Source organism: Streptomyces sp. NPDC007164 (assembly GCF_040634135.1).
Lineage (GTDB): Bacteria > Actinomycetota > Actinomycetes > Streptomycetales > Streptomycetaceae > Streptomyces > Streptomyces sanglieri.
The window spans coordinates 1-16,973 of record NZ_JBEYFB010000046.1 but is presented as its reverse complement, the minus strand read 5'-3'; the positions used below and the strand labels follow the sequence as shown (position 1 = coordinate 16,973).

Annotated in this window: 15 protein-coding genes; 9 read left to right on the top strand and 6 right to left on the bottom strand. The window is 70.1% G+C overall.

The genetic code is table 11. The features are described from left to right. Positions 1–267: 267 nt before the first annotated feature. From ABZ622_RS34525 to ABZ622_RS34510, 4 genes are all read left to right on the top strand, one after another. Positions 268–1,764 carry an alpha/beta hydrolase gene (locus tag ABZ622_RS34525; RefSeq protein ID WP_360550100.1) on the top strand — a complete coding sequence of 499 codons (1,497 nt, stop codon included), beginning with the start codon at positions 268–270 and terminating at the stop codon, positions 1,762–1,764. A 398-nt stretch (positions 1,765–2,162) separates the two neighbouring features. Next, on the top strand, positions 2,163–2,624 hold the full coding sequence (locus ABZ622_RS34520) for a MerR family transcriptional regulator (protein ID WP_360550098.1): 462 nt from the start codon (positions 2,163–2,165) through the stop codon (positions 2,622–2,624). Next, positions 2,624–3,640: an aldo/keto reductase gene (locus ABZ622_RS34515; RefSeq protein WP_360550096.1), complete on the top strand. Its 1,017-nt coding sequence runs from the start codon at positions 2,624–2,626 to the stop codon at positions 3,638–3,640. The genes ABZ622_RS34520 and ABZ622_RS34515 overlap by 1 nt, the downstream gene beginning before the upstream one ends. Positions 3,641–3,813: 173 nt before the next feature. Beyond that, on the top strand, positions 3,814–4,068 hold the full coding sequence (locus ABZ622_RS34510) for a hypothetical protein (RefSeq protein ID WP_241196347.1): 255 nt from the start codon (positions 3,814–3,816) through the stop codon (positions 4,066–4,068). An 18-nt stretch (positions 4,069–4,086) separates the two neighbouring features. Here ABZ622_RS34510 and ABZ622_RS34505 read toward each other — a convergent pair whose 3' ends face one another. The 5 genes from ABZ622_RS34505 to ABZ622_RS34485 form a co-directional block, all read right to left on the bottom strand. After that, positions 4,087–4,770, bottom strand: coding sequence for a response regulator transcription factor (locus ABZ622_RS34505; RefSeq protein ID WP_360550094.1), 684 nt, complete (start codon positions 4,768–4,770; stop codon positions 4,087–4,089). Then, positions 4,767–6,113 (bottom strand): sensor histidine kinase, encoded by a 1,347-nt coding sequence (locus tag ABZ622_RS34500; protein WP_360550092.1) that lies wholly within the window; start codon positions 6,111–6,113, stop codon positions 4,767–4,769. The genes ABZ622_RS34505 and ABZ622_RS34500 overlap by 4 nt, the downstream gene beginning before the upstream one ends. 102 nt (positions 6,114–6,215) lie before the next feature. Further along, positions 6,216–7,184 carry a DUF4429 domain-containing protein gene (locus ABZ622_RS34495; RefSeq protein WP_360550090.1) on the bottom strand — a complete coding sequence of 323 codons (969 nt, stop codon included), beginning with the start codon at positions 7,182–7,184 and terminating at the stop codon, positions 6,216–6,218. Between the two features lie 85 nt (positions 7,185–7,269). Continuing rightward, entirely contained in the window at positions 7,270–8,481 is a 1,212-nt protein-coding gene (locus ABZ622_RS34490; RefSeq protein WP_360550088.1) for an alpha/beta hydrolase, read from the bottom strand. 285 nt (positions 8,482–8,766) lie between these two features. After that, positions 8,767–9,438 (bottom strand): TetR family transcriptional regulator, encoded by a 672-nt coding sequence (locus ABZ622_RS34485; protein ID WP_360550086.1) that lies wholly within the window; start codon positions 9,436–9,438, stop codon positions 8,767–8,769. Positions 9,439–9,555: 117 nt separating this feature from the next. On the opposite strand from ABZ622_RS34485, the gene ABZ622_RS34480 reads away from it, so the two are divergent. After that, positions 9,556–11,166 (top strand): MFS transporter, encoded by a 1,611-nt coding sequence (locus ABZ622_RS34480; RefSeq protein ID WP_360550084.1) that lies wholly within the window; start codon positions 9,556–9,558, stop codon positions 11,164–11,166. A gap of 203 nt (positions 11,167–11,369) precedes the next feature. Continuing rightward, positions 11,370–11,747 (top strand): peptidase inhibitor family I36 protein, encoded by a 378-nt coding sequence (locus ABZ622_RS34475; protein WP_360550082.1) that lies wholly within the window; start codon positions 11,370–11,372, stop codon positions 11,745–11,747. A gap of 72 nt (positions 11,748–11,819) precedes the next feature. Here the strand turns inward: ABZ622_RS34475 and aceE are convergent, their stop codons facing one another. Further along, positions 11,820–14,561, bottom strand: a complete 2,742-nt coding sequence (gene aceE / locus ABZ622_RS34470; RefSeq protein WP_360550080.1) for a pyruvate dehydrogenase (acetyl-transferring), homodimeric type — start codon at positions 14,559–14,561, stop codon at positions 11,820–11,822. 471 nt (positions 14,562–15,032) lie between these two features. On the opposite strand from aceE, the gene ABZ622_RS34465 reads away from it, so the two are divergent. From ABZ622_RS34465 to ABZ622_RS34455, 3 genes are all read left to right on the top strand, one after another. Further along, positions 15,033–15,455 (top strand): DUF3052 domain-containing protein, encoded by a 423-nt coding sequence (locus tag ABZ622_RS34465; RefSeq protein ID WP_360550078.1) that lies wholly within the window; start codon positions 15,033–15,035, stop codon positions 15,453–15,455. Positions 15,456–15,657: 202 nt separating this feature from the next. Further along, a complete protein-coding gene (locus tag ABZ622_RS34460) occupies positions 15,658–16,116 on the top strand; it encodes a peroxiredoxin (RefSeq protein ID WP_124717865.1) in 459 nt (152 codons plus the stop codon). A gap of 146 nt (positions 16,117–16,262) precedes the next feature. After that, positions 16,263–16,838, top strand: a complete 576-nt coding sequence (locus ABZ622_RS34455; RefSeq protein ID WP_326770018.1) for a TerD family protein — start codon at positions 16,263–16,265, stop codon at positions 16,836–16,838. The last annotated feature ends 135 nt before the right edge of the window (positions 16,839–16,973 follow it).

Below are 16,973 nucleotides of genomic sequence, written 5' to 3'. Positions count from 1 at the left end.
TGCGGGCCGGGGTGTCCACGGCGTGACTGCCGGCAGGTGGTCGGTCGGCCGCCGACCCGGAGAGATGAACGACGAGGAGCGGGACTCCAGCAGGACGGCGGTGCGTCGTCCTACTCCACAAGTCGGATCATGAGCCCATCCCCGCGCCGTACAGGCACGAGTGGGGACGAACTGAGACTGGAGGCGATCCGAGAAACTGATTCTGTACAGAGGACTGGCATGGCTCTACGAGGCGCTCGAACGATTTCCGTGCTGACGGTCGGCGCGGTGACGACCGTGATGGCAGCGCTCACCCCCGTGACGGCGTTCGCGGCGGGGGATCCGCTCCAGCAGTACGCGCAGCAGAAACTCCGTTGGGAACGCTGCGACACGGGCGGCCCGGCGGCCCTGGAGTGCGCGAAGGTCAAGGTGCCGCTGGACTACAGCGCCCCCGGGGGGCGGAAGATCGACCTCGCGGTATCGCGGATCAAGGCGGGCGGCGCGAAGGAGCGGCGCGGCGTGCTGCTGATGAATCCCGGGGGGCCGGGCGTTCCGGGGCTGACCATGCCCGCGGAGATGGAACCGCTGCTGCCGGCGCAGGTACGAGAGCGGTTCGACCTGATCGGCTTCGACCCGCGCGGGGTCGGGCAGAGCGCGCCGGTCGGCTGCGACCTGACGGACGAGGAACAGGCCCTCCAGCACCCCTACACCGCGGGGACGTTCGCGAAGGACGTGGCCTGGGCCCGGACAGTGGCCGACAAGTGCTGGGCCAAGGCGGGGGACGTGCTGCCGCACATCACCAGCCGCAACACGGCCCGGGACATGGATGTCGTCCGGGCGGCACTGGGAGAGAAGAAGATCTCCTACTTCGGGTACTCGTACGGCACCTACCTGGGCGCCGTCTACACGCAGATGTTCCCCCGGCGTTCGGACCGGTTCGTGCTCGACAGCGCGCTCGATCCGACGCTCGCGTGGCGCGGGCTGTTCCGGGGATGGTCGGCGGGGGCCGAACTCGCCTTCACGCGGTGGACCGAGTGGGCCGCCGCACGCAACGCCACGTACGGGCTCGGCCCGACTCCGGCGGAGGTCCGGAAGACGTACTGGGAGCTCATCGCCCACGCCGACCGCACGCCCGTCCCGACGGAGGGTGGGGCGCTCAGCGGCGGCGCCATCCGTTCCGCGTACAACGCGTTCGTCCACGTCGAGGCCGTCACCCCGTGGATCGTCGGGTTGAAGGCTGCGGCCGAGGGCGGACCGCCCGCGCCGGCCACGCCGGCCGCGTCGGCAGCCCCGGCCGGATCGGCGGCCCCCGGCTCCGCCCCGGTCCGGTCCGCCGACGCGGGGGCGTTCACTGCTGACGTTCCCGCGGACAACGCGTCCGCCGTCGTATGGGCCGTCTTCTGCGGCGACACCCGCAGCTGGCCGCGCAACCCCGAGCAGTACCGCCGGGACGTGATCCGGGACCGAGCCACGTACCCGCTGGCCGGCGACCTGGGGGCCAACATCCAGCCGTGCGCGTTCTGGAAGTCGGCGGCACGCGAGCCGGCCACCGTGGTGAACAACCACGTCAACGCGCTGATCGTGCAGAACCAGTGGGACCCGCAGGCCACGCTGGCCATGGCGCAGGGCATGCGTCGGGCGCTGCACGGTGCGCGGATGATCACGGTGACCGGCGGTGAGGGCCACGGCGTGGTGGTGGCCGGCCCGTCCTGTGCGGATGCCGACGTCACGCAGTACCTGACCACGGGGCGGCTGCCCGCGAAGGACCTGACCTGCGGCGACTAGTTGGGATACAACAAGGCGCCTCGTGGCGCGCATGCGGCGTTCGACGGTACTGCGCTGCTTGTACTGCGCTGCTTGTACGACTCGCGGTCGAATGGCCGACGGCCTGCCTTGTCGGGCCGTCGGCCCCCTGCGGAGCCGACGCCCATCCCGCGCAAGCGTAGTGAGAGGCGCTGAGGAAGATCACGGCTCCAGCCCCGATCCAGAGGATCGATGCCCCAGAACGGTACCCATTGACGGCAAGGCCGAGCAGCACGGACGTCCTCAGTCATCCGGAGCCGACACGCGCCGCCGCCGACGGTCCGCTCTCCCGTCCCGAGTAGCGGCAACGTCGGCCTCGGACCCGCGAATCACCGACCGCGCTTGCTTAGAGTGCACTCAAAGGTTCTAGCGTGGAGGGCATGACGGTGACGGAGAGCACTTCAGCGAAGGTGGACACCTGCGCCACGGCCCCGCAGGCGCCCACGCGCCCCGAGGGTCAGGACCGGTACACCATCAGTGAGGTCGCGGCCTTCACCGGGCTCACCGCGCACACCCTGCGCTGGTACGAGCGGATCGGGCTGATGCCGCACGTCGACCGGTCCCACACCGGCCAGCGCCGCTTCACCAACCGTGACCTGGACTGGCTGGCCTTCGTCGGCAAGCTGCGGCTGACCGGGATGCCGGTGGCCGACATGGTCCGGTACGCGGAGCTGCTGCGCGAGGGCGAGCACACCTTCGAGGAGCGGCAGGAGCTGCTGGAGGCGACCCGCCGCGACGTGCGGACGCGGATCGCGGAGCTCCAGGACACCCTCGCCGTGCTCGACCACAAGATCGACTTCTATGCGGGCGCCCGACGGGCGCCGGAAAGGCCCAGTGCCTGATGACTGACGACAAGATCACCACCGTGGAGCTCGGCGACGGCGGACCGCAGGTCGGCGTGCAGGGGCTCGGCTGCATGGGCATGAGCGAGTTCTACGGCGACACGGACGAATCTGCCGCCCGCGAGACGCTGGAGACGGCCCTGGCGGCCGGCGTCACCCTCTTCGACACCGCGGATGTGTACGGCCTCGGCGCCAACGAGACCTTCCTCGCCCCGTTCGTCGGGGCGCACCGGGACGAGATCACCCTCGCCACGAAGTTCGCCATCGAGCGCAGGGACGACGACCCGCACTACCGGGGCGTGCGCAACGACCCCGCGTACATCCGCAAGGCCGTCGAGAACAGCCTGCGCCGGCTGGGCACCGACGTCATCGACCTCTACTACATGCACCGCCGCGACCCGGCCGTCCCGCTCGCCGAGTCCGTCGGAGCGATGGCCGAGCTGATCCAGCAGGGCAAGGTCAAGCAGCTCGGGCTGAGCGAGGTGACCGGCGCGGAGCTGCGCGAGGCGCACGCGGTGCACCCGATCGCCGCCCTCCAGTCCGAGTGGTCGCTCTTCAGCCGGGACATCGAGCGCAGCGCCGTACCGGCCGCCGTCGAGCTCGGGGTGACCGTCGTGCCGTACTCGCCGCTCGGCCGGGGCTTCCTGACCGGGGCGTTCGCGGACGCGGCCAAGGAGCTGTCGGAGGGCGACTTCCGCAGGTTCCAGCCCCGCTTCACCGGTGACAACGCGAAGAGGAACGCCGCCCTGCTGGAGCCCGTCCACAAGATCGCGGCGGCACACGGGGCGTCGGCCGCGCAGGTGGCGCTCGCCTGGGTGCAGCAGCGGGCCCAGGTGCACGGGCTGACCGTGGTGCCGATCCCGGGCACCCGCAAGAGCAGTCGGCTGCTGGAGAACGTGGCCGCCACCCGGATCGTCCTGACCGCCGAGGAGCTGGCGCAGCTGGAGCCGATCGCGGGGCAGGTGGCGGGAGACCGCTACCCGGACATGAGCTCGACGTCCGCGGCGCGCGAGTAGTCCGGCCGCCCGGGGCCACCGCACCCCGTGGCCCCGGGTTCCGGTGCCGTGGTGGATGATGGCATCGACCTGCGGTACGGCACGTTTATACGAGGGGTGCGCCCATGCTGTTTGTTGCAATTATTTCCATTGTGATAATCGGGGGTTCTATTTCCTACATCGTTCGTCTCTTCATGCGCGACCACAAGATCCGGTGGGAGGGCCGGGACATCCTGGCCGTGGTCGAGGACGTGCGATACCTCGGTTCGAACGACGGCGGATCCTCCAACATCAAGTACCGGCTCTCCTGGACCGAGGACGGTGTGACCAAGGAGGTGGAAGGCAGGGACACGGTTTCCGCCTTCTACTCGTCGAGGCTGCAAAAGGGCTGCGAGATCGACATCAAGTACCTGGACGACAACAACATCCGCTTCGTCTTCGACAAGTAGAGCGAGTCGAGAACGGCGTCACCCCTCGCCCGGCACCACCACCCCCGCCTCGTACGCGAAGATCACCGCCTGTGCCCGGTCCCGCAGGTCCAGCTTGGCCAGCACCCGGCCGATATGCGTCTTCACGGTCTGCTCGGCCAGTACCAGCTTCCCCGCGATCTCCTGGTTGGACAGGCCCCGCGCGATCAGCTCCAGCACCTCCGTCTCGCGCGGGGTCAGCCCGTTCAGCCGCAGCGACTGGCCGCTCCGGGTGGCCCCGGTCGGGCCCTGCCGGGCGAAGTCCGCGATCAGACGGCGCGTCACGGACGGCGCGAGCAGCGCCTCGCCCGCCGCGACCACCCGCACCGCCGAGATCAGGTCGGCCGGCGGCGCATCCTTCAGCAGGAAGCCGGACGCCCCGGCGCGCAGCGCCTCGTACACGTAGTCGTCCACGTCGAACGTGGTGAGCATCAGGACCTTCGGCCGGTGCACCACCCCCACCGGCGGGTTCAGCAGCTCACGGGCCGCCGCCAGGCCGTCCATCTCCGGCATCCGGACATCCATCAGCACCACGTCCGGACGGGTGCCGCGGCCGACCTCGACGCCCCGGCGCCCGTCCGGCGCCTCGCCGACCACATCGATGTCGCTCTGCGCCGACAGCAGCGCCGCGAAGCCCGCCCGCACCATGGCCTGGTCGTCGACGATGATCACGCGAATGGTCAAGAGTCCTCCGGGGCCGGCGGCACGACAGGGGTCAGGGGCAGCCGCGCCGCCACCCGGAAGCCGCCGTCGGGCAGCGGTCCGGTGTCGAGCGTGCCGCCGGTCAACCGTACGCGCTCCCGCATACCGACCAGTCCATGCCCCGTGCCGGACGCCTCCAGCGGCGAATCGGGCTGCCGCGCCCGGTCGTTGACCACCAGGACGGTCAGGTGCGCGCCGTCGGAGCTGACCGATATCCGGGTCCGCGCACCGGGGGCGTGGCGGATCACGTTGGCCAGGGCCTCCTGCACGATCCGGTACGCCGACACATCCACCGCCTGCGGTACGTCCGGCAGCCGGGCCGGCACCGACAGCTCGGCCGGCAGCCCCGCCCGCACCGTCGCCTCCACCAGCTGCTGCACCCGGTCGAGCCCCGGCTGCGGTGCCCGCTCGCCCTCCGTGCCGTCGCTGCGCAGCACCGTCAGCAGCCGCCGCATCTCCGTCAGCGACTCCCGTGCGCTCGCCGCGATCGCGGCGAACTCCTCGTGCGCCTCCTCGGGCAGCCCGCCGATCCGGTAGGGCGCGGAGTCGGCCTGCACCGTGATCACGGACATGTGGTGCGCGACCACGTCGTGCAGCTCACGGGCGATCCTGGCGCGCTCCTCCAGCAGCGTGCGCTGCGCCCGCTCGGCCTCGCTGATGGTCTCCTGCTCGGCGAGCCGGCGCTGTGCGTCGCCCCGCTCCCGTATCACCGCACCGATCACCATGAACACCGCTCCGAGCGCCGGGAGCAGGCCCGCGGTGCCGTTGCTGCGGTCCGTGCCGCCCAGATGCAGGACCAGGCTCGCCACGGCGGTCAGCGCCCAGACGGAGACCACGGTCCGGCGGGTCTCGCGCAGGGCCACCGCCAGCATCACGAAGAGGTAGGCGATCAGTGTCGGCGGCGGCCACGGCCAGATGGCCATCAGCGGTTCCTGGTACTGCAGCAGTACCAGCGCCCCCACGATGTCGGCGGGGAAGATGATCCACCACGCCTGCAACGGGCGGTGTGCCAGCATCAGCAGCGGCGCGGTCTGGGCGACGGTCAGCAGGCCCGCCAGTCCCTCGGCCATGCTGTATTCGTTGATCAGCACATTGAGCGTGACCGGGACGAAGATCGCCCCGAGGGCGAACACGACCACGTACGGCAGCAGCCTCCGCCACCGTTTGCGCGCGCCCGCCAGCGGGGGGACCGGGGGATGGGACGGGTGGGCGAGACCGTGGGCGATCTCGCGCAGATTGCGGCGGGCGGCGCTCACCAGCCCATCGGCGGCGGGCGGCGGGCGCGGCGGCGCCTCGGGCGGAACGTACGGCGGGGTGGTCGTCATGGCCGCAGCAGCCTAAGCAGCGGCCCGGCCCGGTGGCGTCATACCAGGGGCCGGTCCGCCTCTCATACGGAGGTACTGCCGGCCCGGTCCGCCGGACAGGCGCTACAGCTCGGCGAGCAGCTGGGCCTTCTTGGCGCTGAACTCGTCGTCCGTCACCAGACCGGCCCGGTGCAGCTCCCCGAGGTGCCGGATCCGCTCCGCGATGTCCGCCGGGTCGCGCCGTCCGGCGCCCGCCAGGACGGCGGCGGGCGCGACGGCAGCTGAATGGTTCCTGCGCACCGATTCCAGCACGGCCGCGGCGAACGGCAGCGACTCGTGGACCGGTCCGTAGCCGAGGCCGAAGATCACCGCGGCCGGGTCCTGATCGGCCCGGGTGGGGCGGGCCGCGACCGGCTGCGGGCCGTGCGCCGCGCCCGGCTCCGCGACCGGGCCCGGACCACTGCTCCGGGCCGGCCCCTCGCCCGCGCCCGGTCCCGGGACCGCGGTCTCCAGGCCCCTCGGCACCAGCCGCAGATAGCCCTCGAAGGCCTCCGGCGAGCGCCACTCGACACCGCTCAGCTCCGTCACCGGGAACGTCTGGTCGCCGGCCTTCCACTTCGCCGTGGAGGCGCCCGTCCAGAACCAGCGGAAGGAGACCCGGTGCCCGTCGAAGCCGGCCCGGCCGTCGTACGCCTTGAACTGCAACGGTGCCTCGGGCGCCGCGACCAGGAACCGCTCGGCGGGCTCCGCCGCGTCGGGGCCGAGCCGGGCGCGCAGTTCGTCCGCGTAGTACTCGGCCAGCGTCTCGCGCTCGGCGGGGAGCACCAGCCGGTACGGATCGCAGCCGTCCTTCAGCTGCCCGGCCGCGGCCTCGACCAGCGGATCGGCACCCGGTCTCGGCACGGCACGCAGGACCACCGTGCCCCGCTTGCCCGGGGTCAGCGTCACCGATGACAGCGCCGCGTGCGGCACCCGTCGTTCCCGCAGGCTCTGGAAGAGCTTCGGCGTGCGGATCCCCCGTTCGAAGCGGATGAGCACGGAGTCGGTGTCGAACTCCCAGGTGGCATGAATTCCGGCCAGCACATCACCCATGTGCCTCATCGTATGCGGCACTTGCCCCACCCGTCCCCCTTCGGTGCAAGCTGCGATCGACGGCCGACCAGGGCCCCCGCCCCCGTCAGATGGCCCGGCTTCCGGTGATTCGTTCACGGCAGGTGTCATCGGCGGACGCGCAGCTCACCGATTGGTAGGAGCCCGTGCCGATGGCGGCGAAGTTGCCGAGGCTCTCGGTCCCCGGCTCGAAGTAGCCACTGTGCCCGACCGCGTCGCCCGCCGAGACGATCCGTGCGCCGAAGCCGGGGTCGACCGGGTCCGCCCCGTGACCCAGTCCGCCGAACTCCAGGTTCGGCACGTCCTCGATCCAGTCGTCGCGATCGCGCATCGCCCACACCCTGGCCCCGGTCCGCAGCTGCGCGGCGTTCTCCACCCGCATGCCGGGGCTGCCGGCCACCGCGATGTCACCGACCCTGGCGGGCAGTTCGTGCGCGGCGACCCCGCACAGCACCGAGCCGTAGCTGTGGCAGAACAACGCGACGGGAGCGGTGCCGGGCAGCGCCTCCACCAGGGCGTTCAGCCGTACCGCCCCGCGCCCGGCGAGATTGCCCAGAGCGGCGTCCATACCGATCCCGGCAGGCGTGGTGTAGTCGGCCCAGGCGATGACGGCGGTACGGGTGCCGGGGCGCGCGGCGCGCTCCGCCGCGTACAGCGACTTCGCCATGCCGACCGGGGCGGCGTTCACCTTGGGCTCGGGCCGTTCCAGCGTCAGCAGGTTGGTGTCGACGCCGGGGACGATCACGGAGATCCGTTCGGCCCGGTCGAGACTGCCGAACACCTCCGCGGCGCGGCCCTTCCCGGACGGGTCGAAGGCCAGGAAGTGGCGGCCGCGGGTGAGCATCGAACCGAAGCGGTGCATCCGGCGGACCGCCTCGGCGCGGCCCTCGGGCGAGAGCCGCACATCGTGCGTGCGCCGCTGCTCGGCCTTCCGTGCCTGCGCCACGGCCCGCCGATTGGCGCGATAGCGCAGAGTCACCGGCGCGCCGTTCAGATTGCCCACGACCAAGGGGTACTTGTCGGCCAGAGAGGCACGCTGCGCGGCCGTGAGCGTGGCGAAGAACTGGGCCAGCCGGTACGGCGGCGCGTCGGCGTCCGGCAGCGCATGACCCGCCACCCGGCCCCGCGCCCAGTCGGCGAGTGCGACGGTGCGTGGCTCGTCGGAGCGTTGGTGACGTACGGCGGTCCAGCCAGTGGTCGCCAGCATCACGAACACGACCGCGACGGCGAGCAGCGCGCGCCATGCGGTGAGCGTGGGGGAGGAGTCGAAGGAAGTCACTGCGGCCCACATTAGGAGACGCGCGACGGCAGCCGTGAAGAGGGTGACGCACATCACTCGGCTGCGGGGAATTCAGCATCGCGCTTTTCACGCTGTGTGGTTGTCTTACGTACGCTCAGGCGCGCGGAGCGCCTCCCGGAGATCACATCCGCCCACCGGGGCACGGCTGTTGTGAAGTCGGTCATGCCGCGCACTGAGGCGTACGGCACACCGGGCGGGGATGTCACGGGTGTTGCCCGTACGCCGCTCCGGCCGCTGTCGCGCCGGATCCGGTACGCCGCGCCGCTACCCGGTCGTCGCGCCGGATTCCGTACGCCAGTTGCCGGCCAGTGCCGGTCCGAGCTGGTCCAGGTACGCCTCGGTCAGGGCGCGCAGTGAGTCCACGCCGGATTCCCGGCCGCGCCCCCAGAGCTGACCCGTCACCCGTATCACCCCGCAGAACGCCGCCACGGCGACCCTGGGCCGCGGGTCCTCGTCCACGTCGAGCCCCTCGCGGCCGGCGATCAGCAGCGCGATCTGGTTCTCCAGGTCCGAGCACCGCCGCAGGTGGGCGGCGAGCAGTGAGGGCGTCGATTCGATCATCCGGTACGTACGCATGTGGAGTTCGACCGTGACGAGCTCCTCGATGGTCTCGCCGATGCTGTTCCAGGCGCACAGGACCGCGCCGCGCAGCGCGTCGAACGGGGCCTCCCCGGCGGGGCGCCGGCGCAGCTCCGAGAGGAAGCTCGACTCCACCATCTCCTGGATGGCGAAGGCGGCCTCCTCCTTGCTCGCGAAGTAGCGGAAGAAGGTGCGCTGGGAGACCTCCACCGCCTCGACGATCTCGTCGACGGTGGTCTCCTCGTACCCCTGGGTGGTGAAAAGATCGAGGGCGGCGTGCAGCAGGGCGTCCCGGGTGCGTCGCTTCTTCCGTTCACGCAGTCCGGTCGGATGCGCGGCCCGCTGCTCATCGGTCACTTAAACGGCCTTCTTTCTCCTGCTTTGTCCAGCTCAGCGTACCTGTGAGCTACGTGACAGTTACTGTCTTGTGAAATGGTTTGTCAACTGTCAGAGGCTGACACTAATGTCCCCGGCATGACTAGTCAGACCACCGTCGACAAGGCGTCGCGGGAGCCGCACGACACCGTCGCTCCCGCACCGGCCAAGGGGCTGCGCGGCCACCCCTGGCTGACGCTCTTCTCCGTGGCCATCGGCGTGATGATGGTCGCGCTCGACGGCACGATCGTCGCGATCGCCAACCCCGCCATCCAGCAGGATCTGAACGCGTCGCTCGCAGACGTCCAGTGGATCACCAACGGCTACATGCTCGCCCTCGCGGTCTCCCTGATCACGGCGGGCAAACTCGGTGACCGGTTCGGTCACCGTCAGACCTTCCTCATAGGCGTCGTGGGCTTCGCCGCGGCATCCGGGGCCATCGGCCTGTCCGACAGCGTCGCCCTGGTGATCGTGTTCCGGGTGCTCCAGGGCCTCTTCGGTGCCCTGCTGATGCCCGCCGCGCTCGGCCTGCTGCGCGCCACCTTCCCGGCCGAGAAGCTGAACATGGCGATCGGCATCTGGGGCATGGTGATCGGCGCCTCGACCGCCGGTGGCCCGATCCTCGGCGGCGTGCTCGTCGAGCACGTCAGCTGGCAGTCCGTCTTCTTCATCAATGTGCCGGTCGGTGTGATCGCGCTGCTGCTGGGCCTGGTGATCCTCAAGGACCACCGCGCCGAGAACGCGCCGCGCTCCTTCGACATCGGCGGCATCGTGCTGCTGTCGCAGGCGATGTTCTGCCTGATCTGGGCGCTCATCAAGGGCTCCGAGTGGGGCTGGGGCGACTACCGGACGCTCGGCTTCCTGGGCGCCGCCGTGGCCCTGTTCGTGGTCTTCGCGTTCTCCCAGAAGAACGTCAGGGAACCGCTGATCCCGCTCGCCATGTTCCGCTCCATTCCGCTGTCCGCGGGTGCGGTCCTGATGGTGCTGATGGCCTTCGCGTTCATGGGCGGGCTGTTCTTCGTCACCTTCTACCTCCAGAACGTGCACGGTCTGAGCCCGGTCGACAGCGGTCTGCACCTGCTGCCGCTGACCGGCATGATGATCGTCGCCTCGCCGCTGGCCGGCGCCATGATCACCAAGTTCGGCCCGCGGGTCCCGCTGGTCGGCGGCATGGTGTGCACGGCGGTCGCCATGTTCGGCATGTCCCAGCTGGAGATCGGCACCGGCACCCTGACCATGTCGATCTGGTTCGGTCTGCTCGGCCTCGGCCTCGCCCCGGTGATGGTCGGCGCCACCGAGGTCATCGTCGGCAACGCCCCGATGGAGCTCTCCGGCGTCGCGGGCGGCCTCCAGCAGGCCGCCATGCAGGTCGGCGGCAGCCTCGGTACGGCGGTGCTCGGCGCCGTCATGGCCTCCCAGGTCGACTCCAAGCTGGCCGGCAACTGGAAGGCGGCGGAGCTTCCGCCGCTGAGCCCGCAGCAGCTGGACCAGGCGTCCTCGGCCGTCGAGGTCGGCATCCCCCCGGTGGGCGGGAACGTCCCGCCGGAGGTCGCGGGGAAGATCGCGGGCGTCGCCCATGACACCTTCGTGTCAGGGATGAGCACGGCGTTCATGGTCGCCGGCATCGTCGCGGTCGTCGCGGCGCTGGTCGCCACGCTCACCAAGCGCGGCGCGAACGCCGAGGCGGGCGCGGGCGCCGGGCACATCTGACCGGTCGTCACCGAGTCGCCCCGGGCTCGCGCCCACGCGTCAACACAGTACGTACGACAGCCCCGCCGGACCGTTCCGGCGGGGCTGTCGCCTATCAGGGTGGTGTGCCCCGAGGCCCCTTCCCCGGCTGCTTCCCCGCAGGTCAGGGTGTGCATGCAACTGATCCGCACAACTGATCCGCACCACCACGGGGGACGATTTCCATGCGCACGACCGTTCTTGCCACCACCCTGGCCGCCGCTTCCCTGGCCGCCACCGCCCTGATCCCGCAGACCGACGCCCACTCCGCGCCCGTCGCGCTCGGGTCCTGCGCCGCCGGGCAGCTCTGCCTCTGGGACCAGCCGGAGTTCACCGGCACCCGCCGGACCCACGAGCTGTCCACGACCGACATCGACAGCTGCGTCCCGCTGCCGAAGGGCAGCAAGGTCCAGGCGCTCGCCAACCGCACCGGCCGCCCCGTCACCACGTACCAGTCGGCGGAATGCGCCGAGACCGGTGAGTTCGACACCTACCCGGGCGGCGGCACCTGGGTGCCCCGGTCCCCGTACCAGGTCCGGGCCTTCAAGATCTGGGAGAACTGACGCGAACGCCGAAGGGCGGCGGGACCGGACCGGTCCCGCCGCCCTTCACATGTCACATGCCGCGCGTCTCGGCTACGCGTCGCCGCCGGCCGCGCCGGGGGCGGCCGCGGTGACGTCCAGCAGCTCGTACCGGTCGATCGCCTTCTTCAGCAGCGAACGGTCGATCCGGTTGGCCTTCGCGAGCTCGGTGAGCACCGCGAGGACGATCGACTGCGCGTCGATGTGGAAGAACCGGCGGGCCGCGCCACGGGTGTCGGCGAAGCCGAAGCCGTCCGCACCCAGCGACTGGTACGCACCGGGCACCCAGCGCGCGATCTGGTCCGGCACCGAACGCATCCAGTCCGAGACCGCCACGAACGGACCCTCGGAGCCGGAGAGCTTCCGCGTGACGTACGGGACGCGCTGCTCCTCCTCCGGGTGCAGCAGGTTGTACCGCTCCACGTCCACGGCCTCGCGGCGCAGCTCGTTCCAGGAGGTCGCCGACCAGACGTCCGCCCGGACGTTCCACTCGTCGGCGAGGATCCGCTGCGCCTCGACCGCCCACGGGACCGCCACACCGGACGCCATGATCTGGGCCGGGATCTCGCCCCGGTCGGCCGCCTTGAAGCGGTACACGCCCTTGAGGATGCCCTCGACGTCCACGTCCGCCGGCTCGGCCGGGTGCTGGATCGGCTCGTTGTAGACCGTGAGGTAGTAGAAGACGTCCTCGTTCTCCTCGGGGGTCCCGCCGTACATCCTGCGCAGACCGTCCTTGACGATGTGCGCGATCTCGTACCCGAACGCCGGGTCGTACGCGACACAGCCCGGGTTGGTCGAGGCGAGCAGCTGCGAGTGGCCGTCCGCGTGCTGGAGACCCTCACCGGTCAGCGTCGTACGGCCGGCGGTCGCACCCAGCACGAAGCCGCGCGCGAGCTGGTCGGCCATCTGCCAGAACTGGTCGCCGGTGCGCTGGAAACCGAACATCGAGTAGAAGACGTACACCGGGATCAGCGGTTCGCCGTGCGTGGCGTACGCCGAACCGGCGGCGATCAGCGACGCCGTGCAGCCGGCCTCCGAGATGCCGTCGTGCAGCATCTGACCGGTCGGCGACTCCTTGTAGGCGAGCAGCAGATCGCGGTCCACCGCCTCGTACTGCTGGCCCAGCGGGTTGTAGATCTTCGCGCTCGGGAAGAAGGCGTCCATGCCGAAGGTGCGGTACTCGTCGGGCGCGATCAGCACGAAACGCTTGCCGATCTCCTTGTCCCGCATGAGGTCCTTCAGGATGCGGACGAACGCCATGGTGGTGGCGATCGACTGCTGACCGGAACCCTTCTTCGCGGTCGCGTACGTCTTGTCCTCGGGCAGGACCAGCGGCTTCGCACGCACCACGCGGGTCGGGACGTAACCGCCCAGACCCTTGCGGCGGTCGTGCATGTACTGGATCTCCTCCGAGTCACGGCCCGGGTGGTAGTACGGCGGAAGGCCGTCCTCCAGCTGCTGGTCCGTGATCGGGATGTGCAGCCGGTCGCGGAACCGCTTGAGGTCCTCGACCGTGAGCTTCTTCATCTGGTGGGTCGCGTTGCGGCCCTCGAAGTTCGGCCCCAGGGTCCAGCCCTTGACCGTCTGCGCCAGGATCACCGTCGGCTGGCCCTTGTGGGCCTTGGCCGCCGCGTAGGCCGCGTAGACCTTCTTGTGGTCGTGTCCGCCGCGGCCCAGGTGCAGGATCTGGTCGTCGGTCATGTCCTTGACCATGTCGCGCAGCCGCGGGTCGTCCCCGAAGAAGTGGTCACGGATGTACGCGCCCGACTCGGTGGCGTACGTCTGGAACTGGCCGTCCGGCGTGGTGTTCAGCTTGTTGACCAGGATGCCCGTGCGGTCCTGCGCGAGCAGTGGGTCCCAGGAACGGTCCCAGACCAGCTTGATCACGTTCCACCCGGCGCCGCGGAACTGCGACTCCAGCTCCTGGATGATCTTGCCGTTGCCGCGCACCGGGCCGTCGAGCCGCTGCAGGTTGCAGTTGACCACGAAGGTGAGGTTGTCCAGGCCCTCACGGGCGGCGATGGAGAGCTGGCCGAGCGACTCGGGCTCGTCCATCTCGCCGTCGCCCAGGTACGCCCAGACATGCGAGTTGGAGGTGTCGGCGATACCGCGCGCCTCCATGTAGCGGTTCATCCGCGCCTGGTAGATCGCGCCGAGCGGGCCGAGGCCCATCGAAACGGTCGGGAACTCCCAGAAGTCCGGCATCAGCCGCGGGTGCGGATAGCTGGACAGGCCGTTGGGCGCCTTCGACTTCTCCTGGCGGAAGGCGTCGAGCTGCGCCTCGCTCAGCCGGTCGAGAAGGAAGGCGCGGGCGTAGATGCCCGGGGACGCGTGCCCCTGGAAGAAGATCTGGTCGCCGCCCAGGCCGTCGTCCTTGCCCCGGAAGAAGTGGTTGAAGCCGACGTCGTACAGCGAGGCCGAGGAGGCGAAGGTGGCGATGTGACCGCCGACACCGATCCCCGGACGCTGGGCGCGCGACACCATCACGGCCGCGTTCCAGCGGGTCGCGTTGAGGACCTTGCGCTCGATCTCCTCGTCGCCGGGGAAGAACGGCTCGTCCTTGGTGGCGATCGTGTTCACGTAGTCCGTACTGCGCATCTCCGGCACGGCGACGCGCTTCTCGCGCGCACGCTCGATGAGCCGGAGCATCAGGTAACGGGCCCGCTCGCGGCCTCGCTCGTCGACTGCGGCGTCGAGCGAGTCGAGCCATTCCTGGGTCTCTTCGGGATCGAAGTCCGGGACCTGGCTCGGCAGGCCGCCAATGATGATCGGGTTGCGATCGGATCCGGAAGCCACGCTGTTCCTTCGCTGTTCGGTGGTGCTCTACGGGGCCTGATCGAGGGCGAACATGCCCCCGGGATGTATGCAAGTGCGCCATCACCATCGTGTACCGCGAGGGCGCAAACGTCATCTCTACCGAGGGGTAACCGCCGTGTTGCGAGACATCGCGGCCGGAGCGCGGGGATGGGTCGGGCCAAACCGCAACCATACGCCCAACCCGTCCAGGCGTTCCCAAAAGATGTTCGACTCCGAATGGCGGACCGAAACGGCATAAGCTGTGGAAGGACGTAAAGGGTGTGGACGGTAGCGCCGGGCCCCCGGAGGGGATCTGCCGACAGTGCGGCGACGTGGCAGGGAACGTCACCGTTTAGGCGGTCTCGGACGCCGGGTACTTGCGCGATCCGCCGCTCCCGTGTGGACTACGGCCAACGCCCCGCGCACGCGCGTGGCTCAAGCATTTTCCGAAACATGATCAGGAGGCAACCCGTGAGCGCGACCGCGGACCACGCGGAGGAGCGGACCAACCCGGCAGCACGCCTGGGGTTCGAGCCCGGACAGGTGGTCCAGGAGATCGGCTACGACGACGACGTCGAGCAGGAGCTCCGTGAGGGCATTGAAGCCACAATCGGCCAGGATCTCGTCGATGAGGACTACGACGACGTCGCAGACGTCGTCCTGCTGTGGTTCCGCGACGAGGACGGCGACCTTACGGACGCGCTGGTGGATGCCATTGGTCTGCTTGAGGACGGCGGTACGGTCTGGCTGCTGACGCCGAAGACCGGCCGTGGTGGATACGTCGAACCGAGCGACATCAACGAGGCCGCGCAGACGGCCGGTCTCTCCCAGACCAGGAGCATCAGCGCCGGCAAGGACTGGACGGGCAGCCGCCTGGTCACGCCCAAGCGCTGAACCGCGCTCCACGCATTTCGCCCTGAAGGCCCCCGACGGCACCGAGCCGTCGGGGGCCTTCGTGTGACCGCGGGGCGGCCGGGGATGCCGGGGATGCCGGGGTGTCCCCGTGCGGGCGCCGCGTGGCCCGCTGGGGGCTCTGCGTAGGGTGGGAGCCACCCGGACAGCCCAGCCCGGTGAATGTAGCGAAGGGACGCTTTTCATGGCGATCGAGGTCGGCACCAAGGCCCCGGATTTCGAGCTGAAGGACAACCACGGCCGGACCGTGAAGCTCTCCGACTTCCGTGGCGAGAAGAACGTCGTCCTGCTGTTCTACCCGTTCGCCTTCACGGGCGTCTGCACGGGTGAGCTCTGCGCGCTCCGCGACGAGCTGCCGAAGTTCGAGAACGACGACACGCAGCTGCTCGCCGTGTCCAACGACTCCATCCACACCCTGCGCGTCTTCGCCGAGCAGGAGGGCCTCGAATACCCGCTGGTCTCGGACTTCTGGCCGCACGGCGAGACGTCGCGGGCCTACGGCGTCTTCGACGAGGAGAAGGGCTGCGCGGTGCGCGGCACCTTCATCATCGACAAGGAGGGCGTGGTGCGCTGGACCGTCGTCAACGGTCTGCCCGACGCACGCGACCTCAACGAGTACATCAAGGCGCTCGACGCGCTCTGATCCGGCACCGGCGGATCTGCATGCGACCCGGTGAAAAGCCTGCTTCGCCGGGAACCGGTCACTAGGATCCAGTCGTTGATCGGATGCCAACGCAACGTGGAGGCGCCGGCGCCTGCCGGCCCCCAAGGAAACCAATGGGAGGACTCGTGGGAGTCAGCCTCAGCAAGGGCGGCAACGTCTCGCTGACCAAGGCCGCGCCCAACCTGACGGCGGTTGTCGTCGGGCTCGGCTGGGACGCTCGCACCACCACCGGTGGTGACTTCGACCTCGACGCCAGCGCGCTGCTGACGAATGCCGAGGGCAAGGTCGGCAGCGACGGGAACTTCGTCTTTTTCAACAACCTCAAGAGCCCCGACGGTTCCGTCGAGCACACCGGTGACAACCTCACCGGTGAGGGCGAGGGCGACGACGAGGTCATCAAGGTGAACCTGGCCGGTGTCCCGGCCGATGTCGACAAGATCGTCTTCCCGGTCTCGATCTACGAGGCCGAGAGCCGGCAGCAGAGCTTCGGCCAGGTGCGCAACGCGTACATTCGCGTGGTCAACCAGGCCGACAACAGCGAGCTGGCCCGCTACGACCTGAGCGAGGACGCCTCGACGGAGACCGCCATGGTCTTCGGCGAGCTGTACCGCAACGGGGCGGAGTGGAAGTTCCGTGCCATCGGTCAGGGGTACGCCTCGGGGCTGCGCGGCATCGCGCAGGACTTCGGCGTCAACGTCTGAGAAGGCGCGACCGGGCCGTGCCGTCGAGGCGCGGCCCGGGTCACGCCGGCAGTACCCCGTCCGGGGGGCGCCCCCCCGGGGGCGCCCGGGCGGGTGGGGGCCTCGCGCGCGGGGGCGCGCCCCCCCCCCCCCCCC